Source organism: Minwuia sp. (assembly GCF_048007105.1).
Lineage (GTDB): Bacteria > Pseudomonadota > Alphaproteobacteria > Minwuiales > Minwuiaceae > Minwuia.
The window spans coordinates 961,590-974,854 of record NZ_CP180352.1 but is presented as its reverse complement, the minus strand read 5'-3'; the positions used below and the strand labels follow the sequence as shown (position 1 = coordinate 974,854).

Annotated in this window: 15 protein-coding genes and 1 pseudogene; 6 read left to right on the top strand and 10 right to left on the bottom strand. The window is 67.6% G+C overall.

What is annotated here, in order from left to right; translation table 11 throughout:
- Positions 1-7: 7 nt before the first annotated feature.
- Complete coding sequence (locus ACMVY4_RS04565) at positions 8-529, bottom strand: hypothetical protein (RefSeq protein ID WP_416899007.1); 522 nt, start codon at positions 527-529, stop codon at positions 8-10.
- Between the two features lie 114 nt (positions 530-643).
- On the opposite strand from ACMVY4_RS04565, the gene araD reads away from it, so the two are divergent.
- The 6 genes from araD (at position 644) to ACMVY4_RS04535 (ending at position 5,248) form a co-directional block, all read left to right on the top strand.
- Positions 644-2,374, top strand: a complete 1,731-nt coding sequence (gene araD, locus ACMVY4_RS04560; protein ID WP_416899006.1) for an L-arabinonate dehydratase — start codon at positions 644-646, stop codon at positions 2,372-2,374.
- Positions 2,375-2,383: 9 nt separating this feature from the next.
- Positions 2,384-2,671 (top strand): DUF1330 domain-containing protein, encoded by a 288-nt coding sequence (locus tag ACMVY4_RS04555; RefSeq protein ID WP_416899005.1) that lies wholly within the window; start codon positions 2,384-2,386, stop codon positions 2,669-2,671.
- Complete coding sequence (locus ACMVY4_RS04550; RefSeq protein ID WP_416899004.1) at positions 2,668-3,096, top strand: Rid family hydrolase; 429 nt, start codon at positions 2,668-2,670, stop codon at positions 3,094-3,096. Before ACMVY4_RS04555 ends, ACMVY4_RS04550 begins: the two co-directional genes overlap by 4 nt.
- Before the next feature lie 251 nt (positions 3,097-3,347).
- The gene (locus ACMVY4_RS04545; RefSeq protein WP_416899003.1) at positions 3,348-4,472 is read left to right on the top strand and encodes an ABC transporter substrate-binding protein; all 1,125 of its coding nucleotides are present in this window, start codon (positions 3,348-3,350) and stop codon (positions 4,470-4,472) included.
- A 54-nt stretch (positions 4,473-4,526) separates the two neighbouring features.
- Positions 4,527-4,796, top strand: coding sequence for a cupin domain-containing protein (locus tag ACMVY4_RS04540; protein WP_416899002.1), 270 nt, complete (start codon positions 4,527-4,529; stop codon positions 4,794-4,796).
- A 5-nt stretch (positions 4,797-4,801) separates the two neighbouring features.
- On the top strand, positions 4,802-5,248 hold the full coding sequence (locus ACMVY4_RS04535; protein ID WP_416899001.1) for a MaoC family dehydratase: 447 nt from the start codon (positions 4,802-4,804) through the stop codon (positions 5,246-5,248).
- Positions 5,249-5,840: 592 nt separating this feature from the next.
- Here the strand turns inward: ACMVY4_RS04535 and ACMVY4_RS04530 are convergent.
- From ACMVY4_RS04530 to ACMVY4_RS04490, 9 genes and pseudogenes are all read right to left on the bottom strand, one after another.
- Positions 5,841-6,860 carry a methyltransferase gene (locus ACMVY4_RS04530; RefSeq protein ID WP_416899000.1) on the bottom strand — a complete coding sequence of 340 codons (1,020 nt, stop codon included), beginning with the start codon at positions 6,858-6,860 and terminating at the stop codon, positions 5,841-5,843.
- Positions 6,861-6,943: 83 nt separating this feature from the next.
- On the bottom strand, positions 6,944-7,954 hold the full coding sequence (locus ACMVY4_RS04525; RefSeq protein WP_416898999.1) for a ligase-associated DNA damage response exonuclease: 1,011 nt from the start codon (positions 7,952-7,954) through the stop codon (positions 6,944-6,946).
- Positions 7,951-8,496: a PH domain-containing protein gene (locus ACMVY4_RS04520; protein ID WP_416898998.1), complete on the bottom strand. Its 546-nt coding sequence runs from the start codon at positions 8,494-8,496 to the stop codon at positions 7,951-7,953. Before ACMVY4_RS04520 ends, ACMVY4_RS04525 begins: the two co-directional genes overlap by 4 nt.
- Positions 8,493-9,377 carry an AMP-binding enzyme gene (locus ACMVY4_RS04515; protein WP_416898997.1) on the bottom strand — a complete coding sequence of 295 codons (885 nt, stop codon included), beginning with the start codon at positions 9,375-9,377 and terminating at the stop codon, positions 8,493-8,495. Before ACMVY4_RS04515 ends, ACMVY4_RS04520 begins: the two co-directional genes overlap by 4 nt.
- A gap of 22 nt (positions 9,378-9,399) precedes the next feature.
- A pseudogene (locus tag ACMVY4_RS04510) lies at positions 9,400-10,119 on the bottom strand (AMP-binding protein); the annotation flags it as partial.
- An 82-nt stretch (positions 10,120-10,201) separates the two neighbouring features.
- On the bottom strand, positions 10,202-10,858 hold the full coding sequence (gene rplI, locus ACMVY4_RS04505; protein ID WP_416898996.1) for a 50S ribosomal protein L9: 657 nt from the start codon (positions 10,856-10,858) through the stop codon (positions 10,202-10,204).
- Positions 10,859-10,871: 13 nt separating this feature from the next.
- Complete coding sequence (gene rpsR / locus ACMVY4_RS04500) at positions 10,872-11,147, bottom strand: 30S ribosomal protein S18 (protein ID WP_416898995.1); 276 nt, start codon at positions 11,145-11,147, stop codon at positions 10,872-10,874.
- Entirely contained in the window at positions 11,144-11,632 is a 489-nt protein-coding gene (gene rpsF, locus ACMVY4_RS04495) for a 30S ribosomal protein S6 (protein WP_416898994.1), read from the bottom strand. Before rpsF ends, rpsR begins: the two co-directional genes overlap by 4 nt.
- A 153-nt stretch (positions 11,633-11,785) precedes the next feature.
- Positions 11,786-13,189, bottom strand: coding sequence for a sensor histidine kinase (locus ACMVY4_RS04490; protein WP_416898993.1), 1,404 nt, complete (start codon positions 13,187-13,189; stop codon positions 11,786-11,788).
- Positions 13,190-13,265: the final 76 nt, after the last annotated feature.

Genomic DNA, 13,265 nt, shown 5'->3' with positions numbered 1-13,265 from the left:
AGCAGCGTCATTTCATTTCGAAGCGCCAGGCGCCGTCGCGGAGGCGGCAGGCGTCGCCATAGCCGATCTCGGTGCCGGCGGGCGTGCGCACGGTCTGGCGGAAGCGGCGGCAGGTGGTGTCACCGGACTGCGCGATCTCCAGCAGTTCGATGAAGCCCGACCGGGAGGCCGTGTGGAAGTTCACCCGGTCGCCCTGGGCGATGCGGAGCACGCCCTGCAGCGCGGCCTCGTAGGTGAACATGGTCGGCCGGATCAGCACCGGCAGGTTGTCCGCAGCCGGCGCGGTCACGGTGGTCTGCGACCAGGCGCGTTCGGCCTGCGCACGCTGGAAATCCCGCTGCGCCTGATGGCGGCTCATCTGGCTCTGATGCCGGTAGCTCGGCACGCGGCGCTGGTCGGCGCGGTCGTATGACGGCTTCGCGCCATGGACGCCCGACGCCCCGCGGCCCGGCAGCAGGTTCAGCAGATCGTTGGCGCCGGCCGCGGCGGGCGCGAGCGAAACCGCCATCGCGGCGATGAGTAGAGGCATGCGCATCGCCTCCATATGGGTGTCCCGCCGCGGGCGGCCAATCACGTCTGACATTGCCGCCCTACGCGCCGCGCCGTAGTCTCGGCCAAAAGCACACGGGGGAGGGATCGCGCCATGAGCGACGACGACAAGAAATACCGCAGCGCGGAGTGGTTCGGGGCCGGTTCCAAGGACGGCTTCAACCACCGGTCATGGATGAAGAACCAGGGCCGGCCGCACGATCAGTTCGATGGCCGCCCGGTCATCGGCATCTGCAATTCCTGGTCGGAGCTGACACCCTGCAACGCGCATCTGCGCGACGTCGCCGAGCGGGTGAAGCGCGGCGTCTACGAGGCCGGCGGCTTTCCGCTGGAATTCCCGGTCATGTCGCTGGGCGAGACCCTGATGCGGCCCACGACCATGCTGTTCCGGAACCTGATGTCGATGGACGTGGAAGAGAGCATCCGCGCCTATCCGCTGGACGGCATCGTGCTGCTGTCGGGCTGCGACAAGACCCAGCCGGCCATGCTGATGGGTGCGGCGTCGTGCGATCTGCCGACGCTGGTGATCACTTCCGGCCCGATGCTGAACGGCAAGTTCCAGGGTCAGGACATCGGCTCCGGCACCGACGTCTGGCGGTTCTCGGAGGACGTGCGCGCCGGCAAGATGACGCTGGAGGACTTCATGGAGGCGGAGAACTGCATGTCCCGCTCCAACGGGCACTGCATGACCATGGGCACCGCCTCCACCATGGCCTCGATGACCGAATCGCTCGGCATGACGCTTCCGGGCGCCTCGGCGATCCCGGCGGTCGACGCGAACCGCTACCGCGTCAGCCATCTGGCCGGCCGCCGCATCGTCGAGATGGTCCGCGAGGACCTGAAGATGTCGAAGATCATGACCCGGAAGGCCTTCGAGAACGCCATCCGCATCAACGCCGCCATCGGCGGTTCGACCAATGCCATCATCCATCTGATCGCCATGGCCGGGCGGCTGGGCGTGAAACTGTCGGTGGAGGATTTCGACGAACTGGCCCGCGGTGTGCCGCTGCTGGTGAACCTGCGCCCCAACGGCCAGTATCTGATGGAGGACTACTACTATGCCGGCGGACTGCCGGTGGTGGTCCGCGCGCTGGCCGAGAAGGGCCTGCTGCACGACGACGTGGTCACCGTGAACGGCGCCTCGCTGACCGAGAACTCGAAGGACGCGCGGAACTACAACGAGGAGGTCATCCGCACCTTCGACAACCCGCTGAACAAGGATGTCGGCCTGGCCGTGCTGAAGGGCAATCTCTGCCCCGACGGCGCGGTGATCAAGCCGTCGGCCGCGACCCCGGCGCTGCTGAAGCACAAGGGCCGGGCCGTGGTGTTCGAGAACATCGAGGAGCTGCGCCGCGAGGTCGAGAACGACGATCTGGATATCGACGAAACCTGCGTCATGGTGCTGAAGGGCGCCGGGCCGAAGGGCTATCCGGGCATGCCGGAGGTCGGCAACTTCCCGCTGCCGGCCAAGATCCTGAAGAAGGGCATCACCGACATGGTCCGCATCTCGGACGCGCGCATGTCGGGCACGGCCTATGGCGCGGTGGTGCTGCATGTCAGCCCCGAAAGCGCCGCCGGCGGACCGCTGGCGCTGGTGCAGACCGGCGACATGATCGAGCTGGACGTCGAGAACCGCCGCCTGCATCTCGACATCACCGACGAGGAGATGGCGAAGCGGAAGGCCGCCTGGACCCCGCCGCCGCCGCCGTCCGAGCGCGGCTGGGTCAGGCTCTACTACGACACGGTCACCCAGGCGCATGAGGGCGCGGACCTCAACTTCCTCTCCGGCGGCTCCGGCGCGCCGGTGCCGCGCGAAAGCCACTAGGAGGCCCGCATGACCGCTCATGTCAGCGTGCAGATCAAGGTCAAGGACCGCGAGAAGCTGAAGGAATACGGCAAGCAGGCGCCGGCGACCGTGGCCGCGCATGGCGGGCGCTTCATCGTCCGGGGCAATGTCACCGAGGTGCTGTCGGCCAATGCCGATCTCGACGTCGTCGCCATGCTGGAGTTCCCTGACGCCGCGACGGCGCGGCGCTGGTACAACAGCCCGGAATACCAGGCGCTGATCCCGGTCAGGGAACAGGGCGCGGACATGGTGTTCTCGCTGGTGGAGACGCCGTGAGGACCACGCGCCTCAATCCGCCGGACCTGTTCGACAGCGGCCCGACCGGCTTTTCCCAGGTCGTCTGGCGCGACGAAGGCCCCTGGCGGCGCATCCACCTGTCGGGCCAGGTCGCCTGGGGACCGGACCGCAAGGTGGCGGGCGACGGCGGGGTGGAGAGCCAGGTGATCGCCAGCCTGCGCAACATCGAACGGGCGCTGCGCCATGCGGGCGCGCGGCTGGCCGACGTCATGGGCATGCGCATCTACATCGTCGAGAGCCGGATCGGCGAGCACCAGGCGGTCACGCGCGGACTGAAGGCGGTGTTCGGCGACGCGCCGCCGGCCAGCACCTGGGTCGGCGTCCCCTGTCTCGCCTCGCCCGACTTCCTGGTCGAGATCGAGCCCGATCCGGTGATCATCCCCTGGACGCCGGAAAGCCGGTGAGACGCCGCCCGCATACCGACCTGCCCTCCGCCCGAATCGGCTGCGGCGGCGGCGCGCCGTTGCCGGTGCGCACCCCGGAACTCGGCGCTCACAACGAGGCCGCTTCCATGTTCTCAGAACTGACGCGGCGCCTCGTCTCTCTCATCCGTCACCCCGGCTCCCCGATCCGGTCGGGGACAGGCACCGAGCCGGGGTCCGGCCATGCCGCCGCAGGCGGCAAACCCGCAACCGGATCCCCGATCAGGTCGGGGATGACGCTTGTGTTTCTGGCGATCGTCCTTGGCATGCTCCTCCCGGCCATCGCGCTGGCGGAGACGGTGCTCACCATCGGCCATGTCCAGCTGAAGAAGGACCGGAGCTACGGCAAGTCGCGGAGCTTCGCGCAGTATCTGATGCAGCCGCTGGGACGGCCCTGGGACGGGGCGCAGGTGGCGCTGGGCGAGGTGAAATGGCACGGCGCGGCGGCTGGGGTGAGCTTCGCGCTGGAGCGCGCGCGGACGGATCCCGACAGCATCGCCGCCACGGTGCGGGAGATGGCCGGGCAGGGCGTCCGCTTCTTCGTGCTCGACCTGCCGGGCGACGTGATGGCCGAGGCCGCGGCGGCCCTGAAGGGCGAAGACGTCCTGCTGTTCAACGCCTCGGCCCGGGACGACGTGCTGCGCGGCGCGGCCTGCCAGCCCAACCTGCTGCATGTCATGCCCAGTCACGCCATGCTGGCCGACGCGCTGGGCCAGTATCTCGCCTTCAAGCGCTGGACCGAGGTGCTGATGCTGACCGGGCCGTCGGACGCCGACAGGGCCTGGGCCGACGCCTTCCGCCGCACGGCGAAGCGCTACAACATCGAGATCGACGAGGACCGCGCCTTCGTCCTCTCCAACGATCCGCGCCTGCGGGAAGAGAACAATCCCGTGCTGCTGACCTCGGATGCCGACTACGACGTGGTCTTCGTCGCCGATACCGACGGCGAGTTCGCGCGCAACCTGAACTACCGCGTCCGCGATCCGCGGCCCGTGATCGGCGCCGAGGGCCTCGCCCCGCTGGCCTGGCACTGGGCTTGGGAACGGCACGGCGCGCCGCAGCTGGAAAGCCGCTTCCAGGAGGAAGCCGGCCAGCCCGATGCGCGATGTCGACTGGGCGGCCTGGATGGCGGTCAAGACCGTGGCCGAGGCGGTGCAGCGCACGGCCAGCGCCGACTTCGCCACGCTGAGCGGCTACATCAAGGGCCCGGACCTCGTGCTGGACGGCTTCAAGGGCAACCGGCTGAACTTCCGTCCCTGGAACGGGCAGTTGCGCCAGCCGGTGCTGCTGGCCACCCACAACTGGGTGGTCGAGCGTGCGCCCATCGAAGGCTTCCTGCACGAGACCGACAATCTTGATACATTGGGCATCGACGCGCGCGAGAGCGCCTGCGAGAGACAGGAGTGACCGACATGGACAGGGCCACGTTCGAGGCGGAACTCGCCCGCGACGGTTTCGAGGCCGCCGGGGTGAAGACGCTGGAGCCCCACTGCCACAACGACGCCCACGCGCATGACTTCGAGGTCCGCGCCATGGTCATCGAGGGCGAGATCACGCTGACCTACGACGGCAAGACCGAAACCTGCCGCCCCGGCGACGTGCTCACCATGGCCAAGGGTTGCGAGCACACCGAGGATGTCGGCGCAGACGGCCTGAAATTCGTCGTCGGGCGGAAGTACTGAAGCCCATGAACGGCGCCTTCGAGGACATCGAGATCGGGCTGAGCCGGGAGACGCCGTCGCGCACCGTCACCGAGGACGAGATGCTCGCCTTTTCCCGCGAGTTCGATCCGCAGGTCTTCCATCTCGACCCGGAAGCGGCGAAGGAGTCCGTCTTCGGCGGCCTCTGCGCCAGCGGCTGGCACACGGCCTCGCTGATGATGCGGCTGCAGATGGATTCGTGGAAATCGGCGTATTCGATGGGTTCGCCGGGCTTCGACGACCTGAAATGGCTGAAGCCGCTGTTCCCCGGCGACAGCATCCGCGTGCGCTCGACCTGCATCGACAAGACCCCGTCGCGCTCCAAGGCGGACCGCGGCTCGGCCGTCTGGAAGACCGAGGTGGTCAACCAGAAGGACGAGGTTGTGCTGTCGGCCAATCTGATCGGCATCTACCGCAAGCGCGACACCGGCTGAGCGAATCTGCCGCCCCCGGGCCTGACCCGGGGGCCTCACGGTTCGGCCGCCGCAGCGTTGCAGTCCCAGGTCCCCGGGTCAGGCCCGGGGACATCAGAGGAGTATCCCTATTCGCACCCGCAGCGGGACTCGATCCCGCTGCCCAGTCCGGCGGCGACGGCGCGCTCGACGGGCGCTCGCTGGGTCCCGGGATCAAGTCCCGGGACGGGTGGGTGTTGGACGTCGAAAATCCTTGGCGGCAAGTCCCTCAACTGCCGCCCCCGGGCCTGACCCGGGGGCCTCACGGTTCGGCCGCCGCAGCGTTGCAGTCCCAGGTCCCCGGGTCGGGCCTGGGGACATCAGAAGGGTCACCCGCAGCGGGACTCGATCCCGCTGCCCAGTCCGGCGGCGACGGCGCGCTCGACGGGCGCTCGCTGGGTCCCGGGATCAAGTCCCGGGACGGGTGGGTGTTGGACGTCGAAAATCCTTGGCGGCAAGTCCCTCAACTGCCGCCCCCGGGCTTGACCCGGGGGCCTCGCGGTTCAACCGCCGCGGCGTTGCGGGCTCAGGTCCCCGGGTCAAGCCCGGGGACATCAGAGGCGGGGGGGCCGGCCTATTCCTCCGGCTTCCGCGCCATGACGACCTTGGTCATGGCTGGGATCAGTTCCTCGGTTCGCGCGCCGGTGAAGCCGGCGCCTTCCATGACGCCGCTGACCCAGATGGGCGTGATCGACTTGGCCGCCGGGGTGAAGGCCATGTGCTGCAGCTGCCAGAGCGCGGCGAGCGTCGGGCCGGAGCGGTCGTCCTCCACCATGAAGTCGTGCACGATGTAGTGGCCGCCCGGATTGAGGCAGCGGAAGGCGTTGCGCGCCAGGTCGGGGATCGATTCGCCGGGCACGCCGTTGAACAGGTACGACATGATGATGGCGTCCTGCTTCTCCGGCCATTCGGCTTCCAGCGCGTTGCCGCCGATGAAGCGGATGCGGTCCGACAGCCCGGCCTCGGCGACGAACTTCTCGCCCAGCGAGATCACGTTCGGGAAGTCGAGGATGGTCACGTTCAGCTTCGGATAGGCGCGGCAGAGCTCGATGGCGAAGGCGCCGGTGCCGCCCGCCACGTCCAGCAGGTTCTCGACATCCGACAGGTCCGCCATGCGGGCGAGCGAGCGCGCCGGGCCGAGCGAGCCGGAATGCTGCGATTCCGAATAGAGCCGCGCCTCCTCCGGATCGGCCATCCACTTGGCGTAGGAATCGATCTGGTCCGGCTCCATGTCGTCGCGGATCACGGCCTCCAGCCCCTGCATGAAGGGGAACATCTGCCGGTCGATCTGGAAGCGCAGATAGTCGCCGAAATCGTAGCGCGCGCCCTTCACCAGAAAGGCCTGGGCGCCGGGCGAGTTGACGAAGCGGCTGCCCTCCCGCTCCAGCAGGCCGATGGAATTCAGCGCCGTCATCAGGGTGGTCATGCGGTTTTCCTGCACGCCCGCGGCCTCGGCGACCTCGGAGGCGGTCTTCGCCCCGTCCGACAGTTTGGTGAAGACGTCGACATGCAACGCGACGAACAGCGCCTTCGACGCCATGAACCCGAAGGCGATGTTGGAAATCTGTTCGGCCTCGGTAACAGGCTGGACCACGTTCTCACTCCCTGCTGATTATCGACAGAGGAGAGGTTAGCAGGCCGTCAAGTATTTTGCAGCGCAGCATAAGGGCGCGGCTGCTATTCGCCCTCTTCCTCGCGCCCGATCATGTGAAGCGCCTTCGCCTCCAGGCCCATGGCGCGGGCCTGATGCACCAGCGCGTCCTCGCGCCCGTGGGTGACCCAGATCTCGCCCGCATTGACGTCGCCGATGGTCTGGCAGAGTTCGTCCCAGTCGGCGTGGTCGGAGACGATCAGCGGAAGTTCGGCGCCCCGCTGGCGGGCGCGGGCGCGGACCCGCATCCAGCCCGACGCGACCGCGGTCACCGCATCGCCGAACTTCCGCGACCAGCGGTCGGCGATGGCCGAGGGCGGGCACATCACCAGCTTGCCCTTCAGCGCCGAGCCCGGCAGCCCGGCCGCGGGCGCGGTCGGCCCCAGATCGACGCCGAAGCGCCGGTAGAGCTTGCAGAGCTTCTCCAGCGCGCCGTGCAGATAGATGGTCTCGTCATGGCCGGCGGCGCGCAGCAGCAGGATCATGCGCTGGCACTTGCCCAGCGCGTAGACCCCCAGCAGGTGCGTCCGGTCGGGAAAGGCGGCCATGCTGTCGAGCAGCTTGCCGATCTCCTCGGCGTCCGGCGGGTGGCGGAAGACCGGCAGGCCGAAGGTCGCCTCGGTGATGAAGATGTCGCTCTCGACCACCTCGAAGGGCGCGCAGGTCGGGTCGGCGCGGCGCTTGTAGTCGCCCGATACGGTGATGCGCTGCCCGCGATGCTCCATCACCACCTGGGCGCTGCCTAGAATGTGGCCCGCCGGGACCAGCCGCAGATCGACCTCGCCCAGCCGGATGGTCTCGCCATAGCTGAGCGCCTGCACCCGGTTCGCCGCCCGGCCCTCGTAGCGGCTCTCGGCAATGGCCAGCGTCTCCGGCGTCGCCAGGATGGCGTCATTGCCGGGCCGCGTGTGATCGGCATGGCCATGCGTCAGCACCGCCCGGTCCACCGGCCGGTGCGGATCGATATGAAACCCGCCCGGCACGCAGTAGAGCCCCTCGGGCCGGTTCTCGAGCCAGGTTTTCTCAGCGCCGGTCATCGATCGGCCTGATTCCTGATAGCGCGATTGACCGCCACCGCATTCTCGATGCCGAACAGTTCGTTGTCGTCGGAGCCAGGCAAGCGGCCAAATTGCCGTTCGCTGTCGCCAATCGTGATGCTTCCCCGCCCGCTCGACCATTCCGACAAACCCAACTCCGGCAGCGATCGCAGTTGGAACGACCGGGTATGCGGTTTGAAAAAGCCGGTCCGGATCAGCACGCGTTTGTCGGTCAACGCGTAAGAGGTCGCAGAACGGTCCAGAATGTCATGCACGAAACGTCCGGCGAGCAGATAGAGGCCGATCGCCACAAACAACAGCGGAATAAGATCGAATAACGAATCTATCCCGCGCTCCAGTACTGCGCCGGAACCGACGAACGCGCTCCCGCTCCACACCAGGCTGAACGGGACAATAAACAGATCCTCACGGCGAAGCACGAACCCCTGTTTCGGCTTCGCCGCCCACAGTATCTTCTCGCCGGGATCGAGGTAGGGCGCGATCTCATCCACGGCCGTCTGATCCCGGTCGAGCGAGGTCACCTCGGCACCTCGTAGCCGATGCTTTCGCGGTCCCAGGTGTCGGCGGTGACGCCGGCGTCGCGGATGTCGCCCTTGCGGAGCTTGCCCGACGCGGTCTTGTCCAGTTCCGCAATCTTCTGCACGAAGCGGGGCACGGCGTAGCGGGGCATGCGGGGGACGCAGTAGTCGAGCAGCGCTTTCGGCTCGACCGTCTTGCCGGGCTGCTCGACGATCACCGCCATGACCTCCTCCTCGCCGCCTGCGCCCTCGACCCTGACGCCGACCACGGCGCTTTCGGCGATATCGGGGTGGCCGTTCAGGATCTGCTCGACCTCGAAGGCGGAGATGTTCTCGCCGCGGCGGCGGATGCAGTCCTTGATGCGGTCGACATAGTGCATCCGGCCCTTCTCATCCATGCGGCAGGCGTCGCCGGTGTGGAACCAGAGATTGCGCCACGCCTCGACTGTCTTCTCCGGCATCCTGTAGTAGCCTGCCGAGAAGATGCCGGCATATTTCGGCCGGATCAGCAGTTCGCCCACCTCACCCCGGGGCATCGGCGCGTCGGTCTCAGGATCGCCGATGCGGACCTCGTAGAACTCGTCGTCGATATAGCCGCAGCAACCCGGCTCCAGCCCGGATTCGGCGCGGTCGCCCCAGGCGGTCATGCCCACCTCGGTCATGCCGAAACCCTGCATGATCTGGAAGCCGAAGCGTTCCTCCATCGCCGAGCCCCATTCCGCCGAGATCGGCACCGCCAGCACCAGGCGCAGCTTGTGGTCGCGGTCGCGCGGGTCGGCGGGGGTGTTGAAGACGAATTCCGGCATCACGCCCAGCAGGTTGGTCAGCGTTGCGCCGCTGTCGATGACGTCGTCCAGCCAGCGGTTGGGGCTGAAGCGCTGCACGACATGCGCCCTGGCCGCCGGCCATGAAGGTGCCCAGCGCCTGCAGGTTCAGCGCGTTGACGTGAAACAGCGGCATGCAGATGTAGTAGACGTCGTCCTCCCGCTGACCGACCTTCTCGATCTGGCGGGTGATCCAGACATAGAAATGCCCGTGCGGCAGCAGCACGCCCTTGGCCGGCCCGGTGGTGCCGGAGGTGTACATGATCGCGGCCATGTCGTGGATGGTCGGCGTGAAGTCCGGCGGGGCCAGCCCCTCGCCGGAGGCCTCCAGCGCCGCGAAGGTCTGCGCCGCCCCCGTCGCCAGTGCGGCAGGCAGCGTCTCGGGCACATCGCCGGCGACGATGACGGTGTGCGCCGGTTCCGCACCGGCTGCGTCCACGCCCTCGAAGTGATGCACCAGATCGGTATCGACCAGCGCTGCCTTCGGCTCGGCGTTGCGCAGCTGGTGCTGCAGGAAGTCGCCCTTCAGTTCGGTGTTGATGGGCACGAAGACGGCCCCGGTCTTCATCACCCCGAACAGCGCCACCATGAACTCGGCGCGGTTCTTGACCATGCAGAAGACGCGGTCGTCCGGCCCGACGTCCAGCTTCGCCAGCGCAGCCGCAAGGGCATCCGAGCGGCGGTCGAGCCCGGCATAGGTGAGCTCCAGACCGCTGTCGAAAGTCATGTAGGTCCGTTCGCCCAGCTTCGCCGCCTGTTCGCGGACCAGATGAACGACCGTCCAGTTGTCGAATTGATTCATGCAGATGCGTCCTCCCGCGGCGCATTCTTGGCCGCGGGAGGACGATCAGGCAACCGTCGGGTTGCGCAGGTCTGACGCCCGGTCAGGACCGGTTTTCGTCGTCGTCCGCTTCGGCCTCGTCCTCGTCGCCGGTGGCGCGGGAAATGGCCTCCAGGAGATCCTCGGCGCCCTGCGGGCCCTTCTCCAGCAGCTCCTCGACTTCCTCGACGTCGATGACCTCGTCATCATAGTCGTAGTCGTCGTCATCGTCGCGCCGCAGCACGTTCTCGCCGCGCAGCTGCGCCCGGGCCTCATCCTCGGAGCGGGCGACATTGATGCCCACCTCGACGATGACTTCCGGATGCAGGCGGACCGAGACGTCGTGGATGCCCAGCGTCTTGATCGGCCGGGTCAGCTGGACCTGGCGGCGTTCGATGGTGAAGCCCTCGGCCGAGACCGCGTCGGTGATGTCGCGGGTGTTGACCGAGCCGTAGAGCTGGCCGGAATCCGACGACTGGCGGATCACGGTGACCTTCAGCTTGTCCATGCGGGCCGCGATGTCCTCGGCCTCCTTGCGGAGCTCCAGGTTGCGGGCCTCCAGCTGCGCGCGGCGGGCTTCGAAGGCCTTCAGCGTCGCGTCGGTGGCGCGCTGGGCCTTGCCCTGCGGCAGCAGGTAGTTGCGGGCGTAACCGTTCTTGACGTTCACGATGTCGCCCATCTGGCCCAGCTTCTCGATGCGTTCGAGCAGAATCACTTTCATGTCGGCTCTCCCGTCAGTCCTGGACGTAGGGCAGCAGAGCCAGGAAGCGCGCGCGCTTGATCGCACGGGCCAGCTCACGCTGCTTCTTCGCCGACACCGCAGTGATGCGGCTCGGAACGATCTTGCCGCGCTCCGACAGGTAGCGCTGCATCAGCTTGACGTCCTTGTAGTCGATCTTCGGCGCGCCTTCCCCGCTGAAGGGGCAGGTCTTGCGGCGGCGGAAGAAGGGACGGCGGCCGCCCTTGACGGCGGCGCGGACGATACCCTTGTGCTCGGTACCAATGCTCATGAGCGGTCTCCTTCACGGCGCGGTTCGCGGTCGCCACGGTCACCGCGATCACCACGGTCGCCGCGGTCACCACGATCTCCGCGCTCCCTGCGGTCATCGCGGTCGCGGCCACCCGGACGGCCGCCGTCACGCCGGCCGCCACGGCCGCCGTCGCGTCCACCGCCGCGGGACTGCATCTGCGCGGACGGGCCTTCCTCCAGCTCTTCGACGCGGATCGACATGTAGCGCAGGATGTCGTCGTGCAGGCGCATGACGCGCTCCAGCTCCTGCAGCGCGTCGGCCGGCGCGTCGATGTTGTGAAGGACGTAGTGGCCCTTGCGGTTCTTCTTGATCTTGTAGGCCAGGTTGCGAAGACCCCAGTATTCGGTCTTCTTGATCTCGCCGCCATTCTCCTTCAGCAGTTCGGTGATCGTCTCGTTGATCTGGTCGACCTGCTGGGTCGAGATGTCCGGCCGCGCGATCAGCACGGTCTCGTAGTAAGCCATCGATGTCCTTTCCGTTGGCCGGCGCCCGCCCACAGGATCCGGAAAGTTCCCGGGACTCGGACGCCCGCGGCCACGGCATGCGACAGCGGGCGGGACGCCAAGCCGCGGCTTACACCACAAATCGCAGGGCGGCACAAGCCCCCGTTCGCGCCATCACGCGGCGCGCATCGGATCGGGCACGGCGGCGGCGGTCACGTCGTCCGGACCGAACAGGACGCGGACGCTGGTGCCGCCGCCCTCGCGCGGATCGATCTTCAGTTCGGCGCCGTGCAGCCCGGTCAGCGCCGCGACCAGAGCCAGGCCCAGGCCCCAGCCCTCCACCTTCCTTGAACCGGCGCGTCTTGCCTGCTGGAAGGGCTGCAGAAGCCGCGGCACATCGGCCGGATCGATGCCGGGTCCGCGGTCGTGCACGGCCAGCACCGCGCCACCGCCCGGAAGCGGCGATGCCTCCAGCTCGATCCGGGTGTCGCGCGGCGAGAACTTGATGGCGTTGGTCAGAAGGTTGAGCAGGATCTGGCGCAGCGCCCGCTCGTCGGCGTGGATGCTGTCCAGAGCGGGGTCGCAGGAGACATGGATGGTCTGGCCGTTCTCATCCGCCCGGCCCAGCGCCATGCGGCGGACGGCGTCGAAGATATCCTCGATGTGCAGCCACTCCAGATGGAGTTCCGCCTTGCCGGCCTCGATCTTCGACAGGTCCAGCAGGTCGTCGATCAGCGACAGCAGGTGCCGACCACTGCCGTATATGTCGGCGGCGTACTGCACGTAGCGGGGGTCGGGCAGCGGACCGAGCTTCTCCCTCGAGATCATCTCGGAAAAACCGAGAATGGCGTTCAGCGGCGTGCGCAGCTCGTGACTGGTATTGGCCAGCATCACCGTCTTGGCCCGGTTGGCCGCCTCGGCCTCCTCGCGGGCGCGGCTGGCTTCCTCGTGCGCCTTCGCCAGCGCTTCCAGCTGCTCGCCGGAACGGACGAAGGCCTCGAACTCCATGCGCCGGAACAGGTTGAGCTGCCGTGCCGCCAGATAGCCGATGAAATTGGCCAGAACCGTCCAGATGACCATGCCCGGTCGCTCGATCCGGGTCAGGTCGAAATGCACGAACAGCATGACGGCAAACATCGCCGAGAAGGCGACGAGAACCAGCGAAATCGGCACCAGCCGCCCCGGATAGAGCACGTAGGCGACCGTCACGATCATCAGCGACTGGACGATCATCAGACTGCTGGTCGCGTCAGACACGATCAGGTTCACCGCGTTGACCGCCAGCATGGATCCGGCGCCGGCGAAGACAGCGCGGTTCAGCTCGGCGAATGGCGCACGGCGCCGGACCGCGTCCAGAAGCCATAGCGTGATCACGACCTGCACGAGACGCATCGCGGCGACCCAGGCAAAGGTTTCCGTCGGCCCGTGAATGCGCCAGGTGGTCCAGAGATACGGAATGGCGGCCAGCACCATCAGCCAGCCGACGATGCGGAACTGGGGCAGGGCGGCGTCGTAGCGCCAGCCGCGGAAGCGCGATTCCATCGCCGGATCGGCGAACTCGCCGCCCCAACGGTTCATGGCGGCGGAGCTGTTTCGCAGCTCGCCTGGCGCAACACCACCCTTGTCGTTTCTCTGGCTCATCGCGTCCCGGTCA

Coding starts and splice junctions, on each gene's coding strand:
- ACMVY4_RS04565 (WP_416899007.1), bottom strand. CDS start 529: ATGCCTCTACTCATCGCCGCGATGGCGGTTTCGCTCGCGCCCGCCGCG.
- araD (WP_416899006.1), top strand. CDS start 644: ATGAGCGACGACGACAAGAAATACCGCAGCGCGGAGTGGTTCGGGGCC.
- ACMVY4_RS04555 (WP_416899005.1), top strand. CDS start 2,384: ATGACCGCTCATGTCAGCGTGCAGATCAAGGTCAAGGACCGCGAGAAG.
- ACMVY4_RS04545 (WP_416899003.1), top strand. CDS start 3,348: ATGACGCTTGTGTTTCTGGCGATCGTCCTTGGCATGCTCCTCCCGGCC.
- ACMVY4_RS04540 (WP_416899002.1), top strand. CDS start 4,527: ATGGACAGGGCCACGTTCGAGGCGGAACTCGCCCGCGACGGTTTCGAG.
- ACMVY4_RS04535 (WP_416899001.1), top strand. CDS start 4,802: ATGAACGGCGCCTTCGAGGACATCGAGATCGGGCTGAGCCGGGAGACG.
- ACMVY4_RS04525 (WP_416898999.1), bottom strand. CDS start 7,954: ATGACCGGCGCTGAGAAAACCTGGCTCGAGAACCGGCCCGAGGGGCTC.
- rplI (WP_416898996.1), bottom strand. CDS start 10,858: ATGAAAGTGATTCTGCTCGAACGCATCGAGAAGCTGGGCCAGATGGGC.
- rpsR (WP_416898995.1), bottom strand. CDS start 11,147: ATGAGCATTGGTACCGAGCACAAGGGTATCGTCCGCGCCGCCGTCAAG.
- rpsF (WP_416898994.1), bottom strand. CDS start 11,632: ATGGCTTACTACGAGACCGTGCTGATCGCGCGGCCGGACATCTCGACC.
- ACMVY4_RS04490 (WP_416898993.1), bottom strand. CDS start 13,189: ATGAACCGTTGGGGCGGCGAGTTCGCCGATCCGGCGATGGAATCGCGC.